Genomic DNA, 17,024 nt, shown 5'->3' on the forward strand with positions numbered 1-17,024 from the left:
GTTATATGGCGGCGGGGGCGCCGCTGCTGCTGCCGCTGGTAGCCATGCTGCGCAGGCTGGCCTTAGTGGTGCCCAAGGCGCGGTGCTCTTTTTCGAATACGCGTAATTTCAACTGTCACGGGGAAATGACATGTGGAACTTCCTGAAGCGGTATGCATTTAACTGGGTGATGCTCTCGGATCGCGCGCTGAACGTTGCGTTCGGCGGTTCAAGCGATGAGACGATGAGCAGTCGGGCCGGCAAAGGATTGAAGGAGGGCAAGCGCTGGTGCTGCGTGCTGTGCCGCTTCCTCGATTTGTTCCAGAAGGATCACTGCCTGAAGTCGATCAATCCCGATGACGGCACGAATGCCGCTATTCCGGACTGATGCCATGAACAGCCACCACACGACTGTTCTTTCGATGCTGCCTCCATGGCTTGGCATTGCCGTGGGCCATATTGTCGACAACGCATCGATTTCAAATCTGGCCTCCATTGCGTCGATCGCCTATTGTCTGGTCGGCGTCTACGTCATGTTGAGAAGGAACAGCCATGGAGACGACTGAACCGTCCGAAGACAACTTCGCGCGGATCTATGCCAAGGCGCGCGGCTCGAAGACGTTCCTGTATGGCCTGATGGCTTTCATCCTCGCGTGGCTGGCAGTCAGTCACTGGACCGGCTTTGATGCCGACCATGGTCTGATTAACCTGGTCCTGTCGGCAGAAGCATCCGTCTCGCTGGCCTTCTTCGCGATGATGGGCGAGAAGCAGGACATACAGCACCGCGAGCAGATCGATGCAATGCTGGCTCTCCTTCAGGCGATCAAGAGGGAAGAGGATCAGATCCTTGGGGAGATTGGGCATGAGTAGCTTCGATGATGCATTCGCCGCCACCATTGGCATAGAGAAAGGTTATACGGTCGACGATGGCGGACCGACTATGTATGGCGTCACGGAGGCGGTGGCGCGTGCATGGGGATATACGGGCGATATGAAGGATCTACCGCTCGATACCGCGAAACAGATCGCCAAGCAGCAGTATTGGGATAAGTATCAGTGCGATCAATTCGATGCGCGCATTGGCTCCCAGGTATTCGATGCGGCCTATAACGGCGGCCATCCGGCGCAATGGCTCCAGCAGTCAGCTGGCGTCACGGCAGACGGGATTATCGGCGCGCAGACCATCGCCGCAGTGCGCGCTGCAGATATCTCGAAGATCGTCGCGCGTTTCGATGCATACCGGCTGCTTTATATGGCCGACCTGAATGTCTGGCCCGACTATGGGCGCGGGTGGGCGCGTCGTGTCGCCAATAATATTCTGAGAGGTGAAGCATGAGCTGGGGCGACGTAGCAAGCGTGGTAGAGAACCTCGCGCCGACCATCGCGAGCGTCATAGGCGGCCCGCTGGCGGGCTCCGGCGTGTCGGCGCTTGAGAAGCTATTCGGCCTGACGCCAGCGCCTTCCTTGAACCTGACTGAGCGCACCAATGACGTGGCCGCAGCGATTGCAGGCGCGACGCCGCAGCAGTTAGCCGATATGAGGAAGGCCGATCAGGATTATGCGGTTGCGATGGCGCAGGCAGGCTTCAAGGACACCGAGACGCTCGCGAGCCTGAAGGTACAGGACACGGTTAGCGCGCGGGATATGCAGACGGCCAACAAGTCGCCGGTGCCGGCATGGCTGACGTTCGTCATTACCTGCGGCTTCTTCGGGCTGCTGATCGGCCTATTCTGCGCACCGGTACCTGAGGCGAGCAAGGCACTGATCTACTCGGCCACAGGTACGCTCGGCACGGTATGGCTCGTGGTCGTGCACTTCTGGTTCGGCAGTACAAGTGACACGTCTCAGGTCAATGACTTGCTGGCCAAATCGACGCCGGCCGACGGCCAGAAGTAGTCATTGAGGGCAAGCCGGGGCGCTCGCTCCGGTCGTCTCGCATGGCCTGAGCTGTGGCCCCTGCGAGAATGCCGCCTTCGAGCTTTGAGCCGGCTGATCATTCCCACCGCCGCAGCCGCTCAGTAGCAGCGCTATGCATAGCAATATCCTCGTCATGGCGTCCCCGCTCGTTTCGTCTGTTTATTGGATATCGGCACGATACTCCGATTTCTTGAGGGCGTCGAAGCCTGTTAAAAACCCTATGTAAGTCTTTGATTTGTATAGGACGTGACGGGACGTTTTGAAGGTGATTTTTGACGCATAAAACGGCGATAAGCATATGATTTTGCTTTGGAAAGTTCCGTTTATCCGCCTGTATTTCATCTCGTACATCGACCGTGTGAATATTGCCGTGGCCGGCCCTATCATCCGGCACGAAATGGGCCTCACGACGGTTCAGCTCGGCCTCGTGTTCTCGGCTTTCGCCTATCCGTACGCGTTCATGCAAGTCATCGGCGGCTGGCTGTCGGACAAGTATGGGCCGAAGCTGGTGTTGACGGTGCTGTCGCTGATCTGGGGGGCGGCGACGCTCGCGACCGGCTTCGCCGGCAGTGTGGCAATGCTCGTCGCGCTGCGCTTCGCGCTGGGCATCGGCGAGGGCGGTGCGTTTCCGACGGCGACGCGCGCCTTTACCTACTGGATGCCGGTGGCGGAGCGGGGTTTCGCTCAAGGTATTACCCATAGCTTCGCCCGCCTCGGCGGCGCGGTCACGCCGCCGCTGGTGCTCGCGGTGGTGGTGGCGGGCGGCTGGCGCGACGCGTTCATTCTGCTCGGCGTGGCGAGTCTCGCGTGGACGGTGCTGTACCTCTGCGTCTTTACGAACTCGCCGGAGCAGAACCGTCGCGTGACGCCAGAGGAAACGGCCGAGATCGGCTATCGCGCGGGTGACTGCGAACGTGCCAAACGTGCGGCCACGCCGTGGCGCAAGCTGGTCCGTCGTATGTGGCTCGTCACGTTCGTCGACTTCTGTTACGGCTGGCTGCTGTGGGTCTATCTGACCTGGTTGCCTTCGTACCTGAAGGAAGCCCGCGGCTTCGATCTCAAACAACTGGCGCTGTTCACGGCGCTGCCGCTGCTCGCGGGCGTGATCGGCGATACTCTGGGCGGCGTCGTTTCGGACCGGCTCTACAAGCGCACCGGCCGGCTGCGCTTTGCGCGCTGCGCCGTGCTGGTGGTAGGTATGGGCGGCTCGCTCGTGTTTCTGCTGCCGATGGTGTCCGCGACCAATCCACTGATGGCGGTGCTGTACCTGTCGGCGTCATTCTTCTTTCTCGAGATCACGAATCCTGTGTTGTGGACCTTGCCGCTCGACATCGGCGGTCGCTACGCGGGCACGGCGGGTGGCATGATGAACACGGGCTTCGGCGTCGCCGGCATGATCTCGCCCGTCGTGTTCGGCTATCTGATCGAGACGACGGGCAGTTATAACGTGCCGTTCACGATTTCGGCATGCTTGCTCGGGGTGGGGATCGTGGCGGCGTTTTTCATCGATCCGGCGAGGACCGTCGAGGCCGACGAGGAGCGCGAGCGGCTCGAAGGCCGGCCGCTGGACAGCATGCCCGCGTTTCTCCAGGCGAGCGCCGCGGTGCGGCTGGAGCGGCATCATCTGCGCCGTCCGCTGCGCTGGTGGAGATAAGGTGTTCAGGTGAGTGGGCGGACGGCGGGCGGCTCCGCCCACGGCATGCCGCGGCTCTCGCGCAGATAGGCGGCGCCGGCCTCGCTGAGCGTCACTTCGGCCACGCCGCCGGGTAAATGGGTGCGCGTGAGATAGCCGCGCCCGAAGGCATCCTCCCAGATTGGCAACCGCGGGCAGGAGGTGCGCCAGACTTCGATTGCTTCGCTGTAGGGCCGGGCGCCCGGTCCAATCCATTCCAGCAGGTCGAGAATCAGGGGTTCGATGGGATCGTGCATGGCGGCTCCGTCTCCTTGCTGTGCCCTCATCCTGAGCGCCGTGCCGCCAACAGTAAAATGAAAATATTTGCGGCATTACTGCATTTTTCTTATGAAAATCGACCCCCTCGGTGTGCGGGCGTAATTGCGGCAATTTAGATAGACTGAGCGGCGTCGCCCGGCTCGGTCGATTCTTTTCCGGGAGAGCGTCGCGGTGGCAAAGCCGCCGCCTCATCGTCGTGCGTGCACACCTGCACCCGATCCACCGAACCGTGGCCACGAGCAGCGGACAAGAAATGGAGACACCCATGAAAGTTGGATTCATCGGCCTCGGCGTGATGGGGCAGCCCATGGCGCTCAACCTCGCGCGCGCCGGCACCCCACTAGTCGTGTGGAACCGCACGCCGGACCGTTGCGCCGCGTTGCGCGACGCAGGCGCGCAGGTTGCGGACAGCGCGGGCGATGTCTTCCGGCAGTCCCGCATCGTCATCCTGATGATGGCGACGGATACGGCGCTCGACTCGGTACTCGGCCGCCACACCGCGGACTTCGCAACGAACGTCGCACAGCACATCATCGTGCACATGGGGACGACGTCGGCCGACTATTCGCGTGACCTCGAAGCCGACATTCGCGCGGCAGGAGGGCAGTACGTCGAGGGCCCCGTCTCGGGCTCACGCAAGCCGGCCGAAGCGGGTCAACTGGTGGCGATGCTGGCGGGCGAGCCGGCGGCCGTCGAAGAAGTGCGTCCACTCCTCAAGCCGATGTGCCACGAGACGGTGATCTGCGGCGCGGTGCCAGCGGGGCTTCTGATGAAACTGTCGGTCAACACCTTCCTGATTCCGATGGTGACCGCGCTTGCCGAGGCGGCGCATCTTGCGCGACGCTATGGGCTCGACATGAAGCAATTTCAGGCCGTGCTCGACGCGGGCCCGATGGCGAGCAACGTATCGCGCGTGAAGGTCGACAAGCTCGTGAACGAGGATTTCACGGTGCAGGCCTCGATTGTCGACGTGCTGAAGAACAACCGGCTCGCGGCTGAGGCGGCGCGCCATGCGAATCTTGCGTCGCCGCTGCTGGATGTCTGCTTTGATCTGTACACCGAGACCGTTGGGTTGGGTCATGGTCAGGCCGATATGGCGGCCGTTGTGCGTGCGATCGAAGCGCGCAGCGACGCGAGGGAGCGCGCGAAGGGCGCGTCCGCTTGAATCCGCTTGAGCGTCCCGGCACGGCGCGTTGCCGTGCCGAGCGAAAGCGCGCCCCAACAGGACCCAATCGGAGCCTGCCAAAGGCGTCGAAGCCGTCGAGCGACTTGGGGCTTCATGATGCCGTTCGCCACATTCAATAGCTGGCAACTTCGATCACCGCGTCCGCAAAGGCCTTGGGAGCTTCCTGCGGCAGATTGTGACCGATTCCACCTGTGATGGTGCGGTGCGCATATCTGCTGACAAACTTCTTCGCATAAGCCGTAGGCTCCGGATGAGGCGCGCCGTTCGCGTCGCCTTCAAGCGTAATCGTCGGCACGGTGATGATTGGCGCGGCCGCAAGACGCCTTTCCAGATCGGCGTACTGCGGCTCTCCATCTGAGAGACTCAATCGCCAACGGTAGTTGTCGATCACGATTGCAACATGGTCCGGGTTCTGGAAGGCATTTGCGGATCGCCCGAACGTCGCGTCGTCGAAGCGCCATTTCGGCGACGCAAGTTGCCAGATGAGCTTCGCGAAGCCTTCCCGATCGGCTTCGTAGCCCTGCCTACCCCGCTCCGTGGCGAAGTAGAACTGGTACCACCACGCGAGCTCCGCCTTCGGCGGCAAGGGCGCCTTGTTGCCCGCCTGGCTGCCGATCAGATAGCCGCTCACCGAGACCAATGCCTTGCAGCGCTCCGGCCACAGCGCAGCGACGACATTGGCCGTGCGCGCGCCCCAGTCGAATCCACCGATGATCGCCTGCTGAATCTTCAGCGCATCCATCAGCGCGATGACATCGACGGCGAGCACCGACTGCTGGCCACTGCGGACTGTTTCGCTGGCAAGAAACCGCGTCGTCCCATAGCCGCGCAGGTACGGGACGATCACCCTATAGCCCGTCGCCCCGAGCCGATGCGCGACATCGGCGAAGCTGTGGATGTCATATGGCCAACCGTGGAGCAGGATCACGACTGGCCCGTTGCCAGGGCCGACTTCCGCATAGCCGACGTTCAGGACGCCAGCATCGATCTGCTTGATCCCGGCAAACGATGCTTTCGACGCCGCGACGTTTGCGGGTGGATTTGCGTCTGCTTCTGCGGACTGCGGGTGCGCTAACCCGCTCAAGGACAGTTCCAACGCGCCGACGCCCACGGCAGCCGTCCTAAGAAAGCGTCGGCGACGGCTGTTGATCTCATTCGACACCAGTACTCTCCTCTTCATGATCAGGGTTTTCGAAGCGCGAATCAGCTTTTGAACTTGTCGTTGAACTGCGTTACGAACGCCGATTCATTCGGACCGACGTTGTTGCGCATCGGTCGTGCAATCTCGACCAGTGCCTCGATTGAATCGGTGCTGAGTTCGCGCATGGTTTGCTCGATATACGGGGCGAGCGGCATGGCTCGTGGTTCGTTCTTGCTGTTCAGCAAGTCGGTCTGAACCCAGGGTGGCGCGATCTCAACCACGCGTACGGACGTATCTTTGAGCACATAACGTAGCGATTGCGTGTAGGAATGAATGGCCGCCTTGGTCGACGAATAGACACCGGCCATTGCCATCGGCACGAAAGCCAGAACCGACGAGACATTGATGATCGTCGCCTTGTCCTGCTGTTTCAGGTGTTCGACAAGCGCGCCCGTCATCCGTATTGGACCCATCAGATTGGTGCTCAGCGTCGACGTCAGCAGCGTTTCGTCAACCGGTGCGCCAAGATCGTCGATATGCATCACACCTGCATTGTTGATCAGCACGTTCAGCGATGGCCATCCGGCGACGAGTTCCTCGGCAACCGAAATGATGTTCTCCGGGTCGGTGATGTCGAGTTCGATCGCCTGCATGCCGGGGTTGGCCGCGATCGTCTCGTCGAGATTCGCGCGGCGCCGTCCGGAAATGATGACCTGATTGCCGAGTCGATGGAATGCTTCGGCGAGACCGCGACCAATGCCGGAACCGCCGCCGGTAATGAAAATGGTGTTGCCAGTCGTCTTCATCGATTGCTCTTGAGATAAATGGTTTTCATGCATGACTTGATTCGCGTCATTTAACGCAAGGACTTGAATGAAGCCCTGAGTTCTTCCGAGAAAAGCTGAGGCTGTTCCCAGGCCGCGAAGTGGCCACCCTTGTTCACTTCATTGAAATAGATGAGCTTGTGGTAGCTGCGTTCAGTCCAGCTACGAGGCGCCTGATAGATCTCGCCGGGGAAGACCGTCACTGCCGCAGGGATCGAAATGTCGACCGCGTTGAAGTTGTTCGCATTGTTTTCCCAGTAGAGCTGCGCCGCGGACGTCGACGTGTTGGTCAGCCAATACAGCGTGATGTCGTCGAGCATCTCGTCCTTGGTCAGCGAGCGTTCGGGATTGCCGCCGCTGTAGGTCCAGTCCGCAAATTTGTCGTACATCCATGCTGCCTGGCCAACCGGAGAATCCGCAAGCGCGTAACCCACCGTCTGTGGACGCGTGACCATCATCGCTGCGTAACCGCCGCCGCGTGTATAGAGGCTGTCAAGTGACTTGTACGCGGCTTTCTCCTTGTCGGAAAGGCCGGCCGGCGGTGAGTCGCCCGCTTTCAGCGATTTCGCAACGTCCGGCGGTACCGTCGCCGGCATGTTGACGTGAATGCCGAGCAGTCCGGATGGCTTCTGCGCGGCCATTTTGTCGGCGATCACGGAACCCCAGTCGCCGCCCCGAGCGACGTAGTGCTGGTACCCGAGGCGGCGCATCAGTTCCTCCCAGGCGCGGGCGATATGGTCAGGCGTCCACCCAGTGCCCTTGGGCTTGCCTGAGAACCCGTATCCGGGTATCGAGGGCAGGACCACGTCGAAGGAATCTTCCGCGCGCCCGCCATAGGCGACTGGATCGGTGAGAGGCCCGATGACTTTCAGTTCCTCGAATACCGAGCCGGGCCAGCCATGGGTCATGATCATCGGCAGCGCGTTTGGATTGCGTGAGCGTACCCAGATGAAGTGAATATCGACTCCATCGATTGTGGTGACATATTGCGGCAGTGCATTGAGCCTCGCCTCGGCCTTGCGCCAGTCGTAGCCCGTGCCCCAGTAGTTCACGAGGTCCTTCAGCCTGGCGAGTTGCGCGCCTTGAGATCGGTCGTCGACCGTCTCCTTGTCCGGCCAGCGGGTCGCCGCGATGCGTTTGCGCAGATCGGCGAGTTGGGCGTTGGAAAAATGGGCGTGGAACGGGCGGATCGCCGTATCGCCGGTCGATGCGGGTGCGGGCAATTCGTCAGCAGCAAGGACGGGTGGCGCAAAGGCGGCCGCAGTGAGAAAGCTCAGGCTAAACACGCGCGCCGTCAACGAGCCGAACGCGAGTCGACGCATGGATGAAATCGAGAACATATATACGTATGCCTAATTAAATGGGAGGTATAAGTCTGATCAAATGGAAGATCAACGAGATCGTGTCGCTACGGACGCGGTGTGCGCACAGCGCGTCCGCGTAACGCAACCCGTGCTCCTACCGATATTTATACTGTCAATTGTTGGTGGCTCAAAGGACGTATAAACTACGTTTTCAGGACGTGCTCGTTCGGGAGGCAGCCGTGCCGACTGTTGCGTTTGTGGTGTTCGACGGCTTCTATTCCATGGCACTCGTTGCGCAATCCGTGTTCGAGTTCGCAAACGTGGCGATCGGTGAACCGTTCTATCAGACGCTCAACGTTTCCGAAGCAGGCGGCCTGGTGCGCGCTTCGAGCGGTTTGACGGTCTTGACCGAGGCGATCGACGATCGCGTATTCGACACAGTCATCTTCGCCGGAAGCAACCCTGTCACCGTCGTGCCGCCGCCAGGTGTGCTCGCGTACGTGCGTCGCAGCGCTGAGACCGCGCGGCGCACCGCTTCGATGTGCACGGGCGCGTTCGTGCTCGCGGAGGCTGGCTTGCTCGATGGCCGCCGCGCAACCACGCACTGGCACTATGCGCACGATCTACGCACCCGCTTTCCCTCAATTACGGTGGACGAGGATCGGATCTTCATTGCGGACGGGCCGATCTGGACCTCGGCCGGCATGACGGCGGGCATCGATCTCGCACTCGCGTTGGTGGAGAAGGACCTTGGCGCCAAGGTCGCACGGTCGGTCGCGCGAAACCTTGTTGTCTATCATTGGCGTACAGGCGGACAGTCGCAGCACTCAGCGCTGCTCGAACTCGAGCCAAAGTCCGATCGCATTCAATCCGCGCTGACGTATGCGAAAAAGAATCTCAACGAACCACTTTCGGTCGAGCAATTGGCGGAGGTTGCGCGTTTGAGTCCGCGTCAATTTAGCCGCGCGTTTCGTGCGGAGACAGGACAGACTCCTGCAAAGGCCGTCGAACGACTGCGCATTGAAACTGCGCGCTTGATGCTTGAGGAAAGCCGACACACGATCGATCAGGTCGCCAGCGCGACCGGGTTCTCAGATCCAAGGAGAATGCGGGAGGCATTCCTGCGTGTATTCGGGCAACCGCCGCAAGCATTTCGTCGCAGCGCACGCACGGTGACGGGCGCGCCGTGAGACCGTCTCCTCCCTACGTTTACATGCATCTCATGCCGGGTTTCTCCATGCCCAGGACCAAACCAGACGATTCGCTCGCCGCACCGGCCACCTTGGCACCGCTTTCGGCACCATCGTGTTGCACGTGACGCCTGAGGCGGCCGTCGGTGGCCCGCTAGCCTATGTTCAAAACGGCGATCGTATCCGGCTCAGCGTCGCAACGCGCGAAATCACGCTGCTCGTGTCGGACTCCGAACTGGCACGCCGCGCGGCCGCCGCGCCCGCAGACGTACCGACGGCCGAACGCGGGTATCGGAAACTGTTCAAAGGTTTATAAAAGGAGGCAATCATGAACGAACCGTTTCATCGTCCTTCGCTGGGTGCTGCGGTGTACTACAAGGACCCGTTTGCCGCGCTCGACTGGCTCGAGAAAGCGTTCGGCTTCGAGCGTCAAATGGTGATCACGGAAAGCGACGGCCAGTTGGGCCACTCGGAAATGCGTTTCGGCGACAGCTACGTGATGATCTGCCGAGAATGGTCCGAAGACTCGGCGAGCCCGGCATCGATCGGCGGCAAGAATACGCAATCAGTGCACGTGCAATTGCGCGAGGGGATCGACGAACATTGCGCTCGTGCGCGTGCTGCGGGCGCTGTGATCACGCGCGAGCCGGCCGATCAGTTCTATGGCGACCGTGTCTACGCGGCGCGCGATCCGGAAGGGCACGTCTGGAGCTTCGGCCAGACGGTTCGCGAGGTGTCGCGCGAGGAAGCGGAGCGCGTGAGCGGCCTGAAAATCGAAGGGTGGGTATAAGCGATGGGACTGCCTGCCAGCGTCTCGCTCGACCGTACTCTGGCGGCACTTGCCGATCCGAACCGGCGTCAGGTGGTCGATCTGCTCAGCCAGCACGTGTGGCGAGCAGCGCCCAACCGAAGTCGACGGCCATCAATACGATCAGCATGGCGAGCGTGAGTTCGAACCACGCGACGGTGCCGATGCGCGACAGATCGATGATGGTCGGCAGCAACGCGAGGTAGAACATCATGATCTTCGGATTGCCGAGCGTCACCAGCAGGCCGGCGATGAACATGCGCCACGGCGAAGACGAGCAAAGCAGACAGCGACGTAGCGTTCCTCCACGAAATTCAGTGAGCACGCAACCATCGGCTTAGTGAGCGCGCAACCTCCGGTTGACAAAACGCCACACGGCGCTCACCAGCAACGATCCGACACCGAGCGAGACGCCCAGCAGCACGATCGAACTCATATGATCGCGCACCAGCGGCACGTTGCCGAACAGATAACCGGCCGCCACCAGCGAGACGATCCACAGCGCCGCGCCGGCGGTGACGAACGACACGAAACGCGCAAACGTCATGCGCGAAACACCGGCGACAAACGGCGCGAACGTGCGCACGACTGCAATGAACGGCGACAGTAAAAAGGTCAGGCCGCCGCGTGCTTCGTAAAACGCGTGCGCCTTGCGCAGTGCGTTCTTGTCGAGCCAGCGGTAGTCGGCGGTATAGACTTTTTCGCCGATGGCACGGCCGATCGCATAGTCGACGATGCTGCCGGCCACGGTGGCGGCGAACAGCACGGGGATCACGAGCCAGACGTTCAGCGCGCCGGTGGCGGCGAGACCGCCACAGATGAAAATCAGCGGATCGCCAGGCAAAAAGAACAGCGGCAGGAAACCGATCTCGACGAACACGACGAGAAACAGCATCGCGTAGACGGCCGTGCCGTATTGCACGATCAAACCGCTCAGGTGCTGGTCGAAGTGCAGGGCGACCTGCAGCACATGCATGAGATCCATCTTGGGTCGGAAGGGATTTGGATGTTCGGGATTTTAGTCCCGTCGTGACATGGGCACTTGTTTATTTCTCGGTGCTGATGTCAATATCGGGGCGTGTCTTCCTGAATCGCGCCCGAAAAAAATTTAAGAAACCCCTATGCAATACGCTTCCAACCTCACGTTCCGCCTTGCCGCGCCGCTCGATGCGCACGCTATCCGTACGATCGAATTCGAGGCCGGCCAGCGCTTTGTCAGCGTCGGCATGACCGGCATCGCCGATGCACCGCCGATGGCGCTGGAACTCGTCCACCGCAAGATCGACGCGCAGCAAATCGTCGTCGCCGTGGATACTGATGAGACGTGTGTGGGATTTGTGATGTTCGAGCCGCAGCCTGCGCGCTTCTATGTTCAGGAGCTCGACGTGCTGAGTTCCCATGCCGGGCAACGTATCGGCGCGGCGCTGATCGAGCAGGTCGCGCAACTCGCGCGTGCGCAACAGATAGCGCAACTCATATTGTCGACGTTTCGCGAGGTGCCGTGGAACGCACCGTACTATCGCCGGCTTGGCTTTCGCGATATCGAGGAGGCCGACCTGGATGCGGCACTCATCGCGCGGCGCGATGCGCATATCGCGCGCGGACTCGACGAATCGAAACGGGTGTTCATGCGGCGTGATCTTGCGTGACGCCGCATGAACCGAACGGCTTATTCCACTGCTTCCAGCGTCGGATAATCCACGTAGCCGGTTTCGCCCCGTGCATAGTACGTTGCTGGATTCGGCTTGTTCAACGGTGCATTCGTCTCGAAGCGGCGAACCAGATCCGGATTCGCGATGAACAGTTGACCCCATGCCACCGCGTCCGCTTCACCCGCGTCGAGCACGTGCTGCGCGGTTTCCTTGGTGAACTTTTCGTTCGCGATGTACGGGCCGCCGAATGCCTTCTTCAGTTGCGGGCCGAGGCGGTCGTCGCCGAGCGCTTCGCGGGCGGCGATGAACGCAATCTTGCGCTTGCCGAGTTCGCGTGCCACGTAACCGAAGGTCGCGGCCGGATCCGAATCGCCCATGGCGTGCGCGTCGCGGCGCGGTGCGAGGTGCACGCCGACACGGTTCGCGCCCCAGACGTCGATACAGGCGTCAGTGATTTCGAGCAGCAGGCGGGCGCGGTTTTCGATCGGGCCGCCGTAAGCGTCGGTACGCTTGTTGGTGCTGTCCTGCAGGAACTGGTCGAGCAGATAGCCGTTTGCGCCGTGCACTTCCACACCGTCGAAACCTGCTGCCTTCGCGTTTGCGGCGCCCTTGCGGAACGCGTCGACCACACCGGCGATTTCATCGAGTTCCAATGCGCGCGGCGTCACGTACGGACGCTCCGGACGCACCAGGCTCACGTGACCCTGGGCTGCGATGGCGCTCGGCGCGACCGGCAGTTCGCCATTGAGGAACAGCGGGTCCGAAATACGGCCGACGTGCCACAGTTGCAGGAAAATCTTGCCGCCGGCTGCGTGCACGGCGTTCGTGACGATCTTCCAGCCTTCCACCTGCTCCTGCGACCAGATGCCCGGGGTCTCGGCGTAACCGACACCCTGCGGCGTGACGGACGTGGCTTCGCTGATGATCAGGCCTGCCGTGGCGCGTTCTGCGTAGTACTTCGCCATCAGCGCGTTCGGCACGCGGACTTCTTCGGCGCGTTGTCGCGTGAGGGGCGCCATGATGATGCGGTTCGACAACGTGATGTCGCCAATCTGGAGCGGGTCAAAAAGAGTCGGCATATGAGTTCACCTTGGGTGGCGGGCGCGTGGCCCGGGCCTTAAAAAAACTGCACGATGAAATAAGCGAAAAAACGCGGCGATGCGGATGAAGCGCTCAGAGCTCGGTGTTCATGTGCTCGAGAAAGGCTTGAATGACGGCCTCGTTGCGTTTGAAAAACACCCATTGCCCAACCCGCTTCGACGTAACGAGACCGGCGCGCTGCAACGCGGCGAGGTGCGCCGACACGGTGGACTGCGACAGGCCGCAGTGCGCGTCAATCTTTCCTGCGCACACGCCGTGATCGAGCGGGAGCTCCTGGTCGGAGAAATGCGCATACGGCTCGCGCAGCCAGCCGAGAATCTCCCGCCGTACGGGGTTGGCAAGCGCTTTGTGAATCGCGTCGATATCGAGCGTCATGTGGATCGGTTTTCAGGGCATCAACTTCAGGGCACCAACAACAGGCAGGCATGGCGCACGCTAGTGGCCATGCATCTGCATCGCTACAAGACGAATCATATATCGGAATTTGACGATATGCTTGAAGCCATTACGGACTGTGGGGTCGATGGTTGTGGGCGCACAAATAAGCCTGCGCTTTCAACATGGACCGCATTTCGCACAAAAAAGAACGCAGCTCCGATTCTATGAAGTGAAATTCCGTTCGGAGATCACCTGCAGATGGGCCTAGGCGGTTGACAGCAAGAACTTTGGTTCTTGGGGGGCGTGGCGCGAAAAAACACGATTCCAATTCCAAATTAAATTCGGAATCCTATATTTAAGTCTGCACTTGGCAAGCTGGACAGACTAGTTCGCGATGATTTCATTTTGCCTTCGTTTTTTCGCTCAATCAGCGCGTTTTGCACGCTGATCGCGCTCGAATCCCAATTCTGAAGCCGTCTGTACGTCTGTTTTCCGCTGGCGGGATGGATGTGGGCATCGTGAGCAGATTAGACGTAATGCACGATGAAGCTGTGACCTTGCGGCAGTTGTGGCTACGGGATTTACCAGGGCACGATGGATGGCGACCGCGCAGAAGCACTGCATTCGCAAATTCTTGCGGTTAAGGGGTAGACCGCATCAGGCACAGACGTGTCGCTGCGCACAGAGTTATTCCGATTGAGCGGCCTCCAAACTCAGTCGAGGGTGTCAGACGCTTGCAGCTAGGTTGGACTCTGATCTGAACGATATAGAGTGCCACTCCAATATCGTCAGCACCGGGGCGGGTGCATCCGTCGCTCGGCGCCTTGCCAAAAAGTTTTGAAGCACGAGCCGACTAGTTACCTCGCCTATCAGCCTATTAAATCCTCTGCGTTATCAGGGTTGGAAGGGCGCAAAAAAAATGGCCCGCACCTTCGCGGACCCGGTTCTGGCGGAGCAAGGACGGGCGGCCAGTCTCCCGCCAGCCCCGCCTTGCCCCGTTTTGCGGTCGCGTCTCGCTAGCACGGACGACATCTACATCATAGTCACTGCACCGGCACACGGCGGGGTTTTCTGCCGCACCGCGGGCGGGCACCGACCACAATCGCTCCTTAGGATGAGGACTTGCGAAGCATAGGGAATTGAGAAAAAACGCAAAAAATGATGTAAATGAAGGCCCGGATAATTTTAGTTATTTGGAATTGAAGTCGTGCTACGGTAGGTCAATGTATAGGCGCGGGCGCAGGCAACAGAAGGCATGGGGCAGTCCGAGGCGTAGTCGATGGTCGCGGCCGGTCGATCCCCGGGGAAGGCCGGGCCTCCGGCGCAGAACCCAGGCCGTTGACCTTTCGCGGTCAGCGTCCCTGACCTTGCATGTGCGAATTTCCTCAGGCGCCTTCAACACGCGAGCGCCCGGTACGACAGGCGGCGACGGGCCGCCATCGGGAGGTGCACCGGGGGCGTGAAACCCGTGCAGTTGCGTGCCGATTGCGCGGAGGCGCGCCGATCGGGTAGGGTGTCGACATCATCATTCACTCAACGAGGAAAAAATCAATGAACAAACAGGAACTGGTGGATGCAGTCGCTGCTGCGACCGGAGAAAGCAAGGCCGCGACGAGTGAGGCGATCGATGCTTTCATTGGCGCGGTCACGGCGGCCGTCAAAAAAGGCGATACCGTGCAACTGATCGGCTTCGGGTCGTTTTCCACGGGCGCTCGCGCCGCGCGGGTGGGCCGCAATCCGGCGACCGGCGCCGAGATCCAGATCCCTGCCGCGAAGACGGTGAAATTCACGGCGGGCAAGGCGTTCAAGGATGCCGTGAACGGGCACTGACAGCCAGCGACAGCCGCAGGCCGCAGGCGTGCCAGCGGCTCACGTTTGCGGGAGCGTCGCGGCCGGAGGCCGGTAGGCCGCGATCGGATGCGCCACTCCGGTGAACAGCCTGGACCCGCCCCGGCCGACCTGGTAGCATCTGGTGCAGAGTTGCCGTAGATGTACATCGGTCTTGCAACCGGTTGGATCCATATACAAATACTGTTATGGAAAAGAAACGATCGCGGATTCACCAGGAGGCCTTGTGCCCGCCGATCGGGGCGCTGTTGCGCTACCGGACGCGCATCGTGCGCGTCATCGCAGAAGCGCGGGGGCAGCGCGCGATGATCGAATCGCTCGACACCACGGGCCGGACCTTTGTCAGCGCCGTCAAGTGGAACAGCCTGCGTGAGCTAGGCGCCCAGCTTTTCTAGTCCGACGCTGCCTTCAGTTGAGCGGGTTCCGAACCACCAGCTGATTGCGCCAGGACGAACTTCCAGTTTCAACCCGAAACGATTGCCGCAACCTTGACGCGAGTGACGTATCCACGTCGGTGTGGATGCGGATTTATGCCTCTTCTATACTGGCGCGCATGTCAATCGAGAGAACACCATGAGACGTGTGATCGTCCGGCGATCGTCTGTTCACGGCAGGGGCGTGTTCGCCGCTCGGCTGCTCGCCGCCGGCGAGCGCGTGCTGCAGTATAAGGGTGAAATCACGTCATGGCGCAATGCGGTGCGCCGTCACCGACGCGAAGGCGTTGATGGACATACGTTTCTGTTCGGACTATCGGACGGGACCGTGATCGACGGGAGTCGCGGTGGCAATAGTGCACGCTGGCTCAATCACGCCTGCGCACCGAACTGCGAGACCATCGAGGATCAGGGACGGATTTTCATTCATACGCTGCGGGCAATCGAGCCGGGCGAAGAACTGTTCATTGAATATCTGCTGGCGATTGACAATCCTGCGAATAAAGAGGTTCGGGCCCAGTACGCCTGCCGGTGTGCGGCATCGGGCTGCCGTCAGTCGATGCTGGCGGACGCAGCGTGAACGGCTGGCTGTGCCGGTAAGAGAGGGCAGCGCTGCTCCCGTGGAAAACGACCTCGTTGCGAGGCGGCCGAACGATGGCATTGTCCGGATCGGCGTGGATGTGGTTGTCCATATCGATGTGCTGAAATCACCATTGCCAAAGGGAGATGCCTCCGACGGTGCTGCTGGCGCAAACACGAAGAAACAGATGTCGCTGGATCTCGACGATTTGTGGTGACGTCGACGCCAGCGCGTATCGTCGACAGATACAGGGGAGCGGCCTTATGAAGAAGCGGAAGTTCGCACGGAAAGGGGCGGGTGAAGTGAGTCTGCCTGAACTGCTGGACCGGCTTGAACGGACATTGACCGAGATGCCAGCCCGCATTTCGGTCTGTAGAGCGCTGTCGGATCTGAACCGGCGACTCGGCTCGACCAACGGGAAAGCTGCTGCGCGGACCGGTCGAACCACGCCCTCGCGACGTCGACGCCAATCCGCTGTCGAATCCCTGCCACTTTTTTCTTAATCGTCGCTGGATCGGCCGACCTTTCGATCTCTGGGAATAACCCGGGACCATTCACCGGCCTCCGCGAATCGTTAGGGCAAGTCTCCTGCATCGGACCGAGTTCGGCCGAGCCTGTGTGAAAACACACTCATCGCCTAAACTGAATCAACTCATTGAGACCGGGTGACTCATGAAGCGATTCGTTGAAGGCGATGAGCGCAAGCAGGTCGCACTACTTCCCGAATGCGT

General features: G+C 60.7%; 21 protein-coding genes and 2 pseudogenes. 15 read left to right on the forward strand and 8 right to left on the reverse strand.

The window, feature by feature from the left end:
- The first annotated feature begins 130 nt into the window (after positions 1 to 130).
- From FSO04_RS41930 to FSO04_RS41955, 6 genes are all read left to right on the forward strand, one after another.
- The gene (locus tag FSO04_RS41930) at positions 131 to 367 is read left to right on the forward strand and encodes a hypothetical protein (protein WP_233465269.1); all 237 of its coding nucleotides are present in this window, start codon (positions 131 to 133) and stop codon (positions 365 to 367) included.
- Between the two features lie 4 nt (positions 368 to 371).
- Positions 372 to 545, forward strand: coding sequence for a hypothetical protein (locus FSO04_RS41935; protein WP_154567248.1), 174 nt, complete (start codon positions 372 to 374; stop codon positions 543 to 545).
- Positions 532 to 849, forward strand: coding sequence for a DUF1003 domain-containing protein (locus tag FSO04_RS41940; protein WP_154567249.1), 318 nt, complete (start codon positions 532 to 534; stop codon positions 847 to 849). Before FSO04_RS41935 ends, FSO04_RS41940 begins: the two co-directional genes overlap by 14 nt.
- Positions 842 to 1,315: a glycoside hydrolase family 108 protein gene (locus tag FSO04_RS41945; protein ID WP_154567250.1), complete on the forward strand. Its 474-nt coding sequence runs from the start codon at positions 842 to 844 to the stop codon at positions 1,313 to 1,315. The genes FSO04_RS41940 and FSO04_RS41945 overlap by 8 nt, the downstream gene beginning before the upstream one ends.
- Entirely contained in the window at positions 1,312 to 1,875 is a 564-nt protein-coding gene (locus FSO04_RS41950) for a hypothetical protein (RefSeq protein ID WP_154567251.1), read from the forward strand. The genes FSO04_RS41945 and FSO04_RS41950 overlap by 4 nt, the downstream gene beginning before the upstream one ends.
- Positions 1,876 to 2,194: 319 nt before the next feature.
- On the forward strand, positions 2,195 to 3,550 hold the full coding sequence (locus FSO04_RS41955; protein WP_154567252.1) for an MFS transporter: 1,356 nt from the start codon (positions 2,195 to 2,197) through the stop codon (positions 3,548 to 3,550).
- Between the two features lie 5 nt (positions 3,551 to 3,555).
- Here the strand turns inward: FSO04_RS41955 and FSO04_RS41960 are convergent, their stop codons facing one another.
- On the reverse strand, positions 3,556 to 3,825 hold the full coding sequence (locus FSO04_RS41960; protein WP_154567253.1) for a 3-phosphoglycerate dehydrogenase: 270 nt from the start codon (positions 3,823 to 3,825) through the stop codon (positions 3,556 to 3,558).
- A gap of 275 nt (positions 3,826 to 4,100) precedes the next feature.
- On the opposite strand from FSO04_RS41960, the gene FSO04_RS41965 reads away from it, so the two are divergent.
- Positions 4,101 to 5,012 (forward strand): NAD(P)-dependent oxidoreductase, encoded by a 912-nt coding sequence (locus tag FSO04_RS41965; protein ID WP_171926664.1) that lies wholly within the window; start codon positions 4,101 to 4,103, stop codon positions 5,010 to 5,012.
- 133 nt (positions 5,013 to 5,145) lie between these two features.
- Here FSO04_RS41965 and FSO04_RS41970 read toward each other — a convergent pair whose 3' ends face one another.
- Genes FSO04_RS41970 through FSO04_RS41980 form a run of 3 tightly spaced genes read right to left on the reverse strand, consistent with a single transcriptional unit; the run spans position 5,146 to position 8,320 of the window.
- Positions 5,146 to 6,195, reverse strand: a complete 1,050-nt coding sequence (locus FSO04_RS41970; RefSeq protein ID WP_168436011.1) for an alpha/beta fold hydrolase — start codon at positions 6,193 to 6,195, stop codon at positions 5,146 to 5,148.
- Positions 6,196 to 6,236: 41 nt separating this feature from the next.
- Positions 6,237 to 6,980 (reverse strand): SDR family oxidoreductase, encoded by a 744-nt coding sequence (locus tag FSO04_RS41975; RefSeq protein ID WP_154567256.1) that lies wholly within the window; start codon positions 6,978 to 6,980, stop codon positions 6,237 to 6,239.
- A gap of 50 nt (positions 6,981 to 7,030) precedes the next feature.
- Positions 7,031 to 8,320, reverse strand: coding sequence for an epoxide hydrolase family protein (locus tag FSO04_RS41980; protein WP_154567257.1), 1,290 nt, complete (start codon positions 8,318 to 8,320; stop codon positions 7,031 to 7,033).
- A 221-nt stretch (positions 8,321 to 8,541) separates the two neighbouring features.
- On the opposite strand from FSO04_RS41980, the gene FSO04_RS41985 reads away from it, so the two are divergent.
- The 3 genes and pseudogenes from FSO04_RS41985 to FSO04_RS41995 all read left to right on the forward strand — a co-directional run bounded on the left by FSO04_RS41985 (position 8,542) and on the right by FSO04_RS41995 (position 10,282).
- Entirely contained in the window at positions 8,542 to 9,492 is a 951-nt protein-coding gene (locus FSO04_RS41985; RefSeq protein ID WP_168436010.1) for a GlxA family transcriptional regulator, read from the forward strand.
- A gap of 94 nt (positions 9,493 to 9,586) precedes the next feature.
- A pseudogene (locus tag FSO04_RS41990) lies at positions 9,587 to 9,796 on the forward strand (dihydroxy-acid dehydratase); the annotation flags it as partial.
- Positions 9,797 to 9,820: 24 nt separating this feature from the next.
- Positions 9,821 to 10,282 (forward strand): VOC family protein, encoded by a 462-nt coding sequence (locus FSO04_RS41995; RefSeq protein ID WP_154567258.1) that lies wholly within the window; start codon positions 9,821 to 9,823, stop codon positions 10,280 to 10,282.
- A gap of 91 nt (positions 10,283 to 10,373) precedes the next feature.
- Here FSO04_RS41995 and FSO04_RS42000 read toward each other — a convergent pair.
- A pseudogene (locus FSO04_RS42000) lies at positions 10,374 to 10,571 on the reverse strand (LysE family translocator); the annotation flags it as partial.
- Between the two features lie 66 nt (positions 10,572 to 10,637).
- Entirely contained in the window at positions 10,638 to 11,285 is a 648-nt protein-coding gene (locus tag FSO04_RS42005) for a VTT domain-containing protein (protein WP_054039163.1), read from the reverse strand.
- Positions 11,286 to 11,421: 136 nt separating this feature from the next.
- Between FSO04_RS42005 and FSO04_RS42010 the strand changes: the two genes are divergently transcribed.
- The gene (locus tag FSO04_RS42010) at positions 11,422 to 11,949 is read left to right on the forward strand and encodes a GNAT family N-acetyltransferase (protein WP_154567259.1); all 528 of its coding nucleotides are present in this window, start codon (positions 11,422 to 11,424) and stop codon (positions 11,947 to 11,949) included.
- 20 nt (positions 11,950 to 11,969) lie between these two features.
- Here the strand turns inward: FSO04_RS42010 and FSO04_RS42015 are convergent, their stop codons facing one another.
- Positions 11,970 to 13,031, reverse strand: a complete 1,062-nt coding sequence (locus FSO04_RS42015; RefSeq protein WP_154567260.1) for an alkene reductase — start codon at positions 13,029 to 13,031, stop codon at positions 11,970 to 11,972.
- A gap of 94 nt (positions 13,032 to 13,125) precedes the next feature.
- Complete coding sequence (locus tag FSO04_RS42020; protein ID WP_154567261.1) at positions 13,126 to 13,428, reverse strand: ArsR/SmtB family transcription factor; 303 nt, start codon at positions 13,426 to 13,428, stop codon at positions 13,126 to 13,128.
- 1,530 nt (positions 13,429 to 14,958) lie between these two features.
- Here FSO04_RS42020 and FSO04_RS42025 point away from each other — a divergent pair.
- The 4 genes from FSO04_RS42025 (at position 14,959) to FSO04_RS42040 (ending at position 16,510) form a co-directional block, all read left to right on the forward strand.
- The gene (locus FSO04_RS42025) at positions 14,959 to 15,261 is read left to right on the forward strand and encodes an HU family DNA-binding protein (protein WP_266240279.1); all 303 of its coding nucleotides are present in this window, start codon (positions 14,959 to 14,961) and stop codon (positions 15,259 to 15,261) included.
- Positions 15,262 to 15,467: 206 nt separating this feature from the next.
- Positions 15,468 to 15,674: a hypothetical protein gene (locus FSO04_RS42030; RefSeq protein ID WP_154567263.1), complete on the forward strand. Its 207-nt coding sequence runs from the start codon at positions 15,468 to 15,470 to the stop codon at positions 15,672 to 15,674.
- A gap of 178 nt (positions 15,675 to 15,852) precedes the next feature.
- Positions 15,853 to 16,293: an SET domain-containing protein gene (locus FSO04_RS42035; protein ID WP_154567264.1), complete on the forward strand. Its 441-nt coding sequence runs from the start codon at positions 15,853 to 15,855 to the stop codon at positions 16,291 to 16,293.
- Between the two features lie 40 nt (positions 16,294 to 16,333).
- Positions 16,334 to 16,510, forward strand: a complete 177-nt coding sequence (locus tag FSO04_RS42040) for a hypothetical protein (RefSeq protein WP_154567265.1) — start codon at positions 16,334 to 16,336, stop codon at positions 16,508 to 16,510.
- The last annotated feature ends 514 nt before the right edge of the window (positions 16,511 to 17,024 follow it).

Origin of the sequence: Paraburkholderia madseniana, assembly GCF_009690905.1 — a bacterium.
In the GTDB taxonomy this organism is placed as follows: Bacteria; Pseudomonadota; Gammaproteobacteria; order Burkholderiales; family Burkholderiaceae; genus Paraburkholderia; species Paraburkholderia madseniana.

What these genes read in the sequence shown, in the direction of transcription:
- FSO04_RS41930 (WP_233465269.1), top strand. Translation starts at nt 131, where the DNA reads ATGTGGAACTTCCTGAAGCGGTATGCATTTAACTGGGTGATGCTCTCG.
- FSO04_RS41945 (WP_154567250.1), top strand. Translation starts at nt 842, where the DNA reads ATGAGTAGCTTCGATGATGCATTCGCCGCCACCATTGGCATAGAGAAA.
- FSO04_RS42010 (WP_154567259.1), top strand. Translation starts at nt 11,422, where the DNA reads ATGCAATACGCTTCCAACCTCACGTTCCGCCTTGCCGCGCCGCTCGAT.
- FSO04_RS42020 (WP_154567261.1), bottom strand. Translation starts at nt 13,428, where the DNA reads ATGACGCTCGATATCGACGCGATTCACAAAGCGCTTGCCAACCCCGTA.
- FSO04_RS41980 (WP_154567257.1), bottom strand. Translation starts at nt 8,320, where the DNA reads ATGCGTCGACTCGCGTTCGGCTCGTTGACGGCGCGCGTGTTTAGCCTG.
- FSO04_RS41940 (WP_154567249.1), top strand. Translation starts at nt 532, where the DNA reads ATGGAGACGACTGAACCGTCCGAAGACAACTTCGCGCGGATCTATGCC.
- FSO04_RS41960 (WP_154567253.1), bottom strand. Translation starts at nt 3,825, where the DNA reads ATGCACGATCCCATCGAACCCCTGATTCTCGACCTGCTGGAATGGATT.
- FSO04_RS41975 (WP_154567256.1), bottom strand. Translation starts at nt 6,980, where the DNA reads ATGAAGACGACTGGCAACACCATTTTCATTACCGGCGGCGGTTCCGGC.
- FSO04_RS42015 (WP_154567260.1), bottom strand. Translation starts at nt 13,031, where the DNA reads ATGCCGACTCTTTTTGACCCGCTCCAGATTGGCGACATCACGTTGTCG.
- FSO04_RS41950 (WP_154567251.1), top strand. Translation starts at nt 1,312, where the DNA reads ATGAGCTGGGGCGACGTAGCAAGCGTGGTAGAGAACCTCGCGCCGACC.
- FSO04_RS41935 (WP_154567248.1), top strand. Translation starts at nt 372, where the DNA reads ATGAACAGCCACCACACGACTGTTCTTTCGATGCTGCCTCCATGGCTT.
- FSO04_RS42005 (WP_054039163.1), bottom strand. Translation starts at nt 11,285, where the DNA reads ATGGATCTCATGCATGTGCTGCAGGTCGCCCTGCACTTCGACCAGCAC.
- FSO04_RS42030 (WP_154567263.1), top strand. Translation starts at nt 15,468, where the DNA reads ATGGAAAAGAAACGATCGCGGATTCACCAGGAGGCCTTGTGCCCGCCG.
- FSO04_RS41955 (WP_154567252.1), top strand. Translation starts at nt 2,195, where the DNA reads ATGATTTTGCTTTGGAAAGTTCCGTTTATCCGCCTGTATTTCATCTCG.
- FSO04_RS41965 (WP_171926664.1), top strand. Translation starts at nt 4,101, where the DNA reads ATGGAGACACCCATGAAAGTTGGATTCATCGGCCTCGGCGTGATGGGG.
- FSO04_RS41995 (WP_154567258.1), top strand. Translation starts at nt 9,821, where the DNA reads ATGAACGAACCGTTTCATCGTCCTTCGCTGGGTGCTGCGGTGTACTAC.
- FSO04_RS42035 (WP_154567264.1), top strand. Translation starts at nt 15,853, where the DNA reads ATGAGACGTGTGATCGTCCGGCGATCGTCTGTTCACGGCAGGGGCGTG.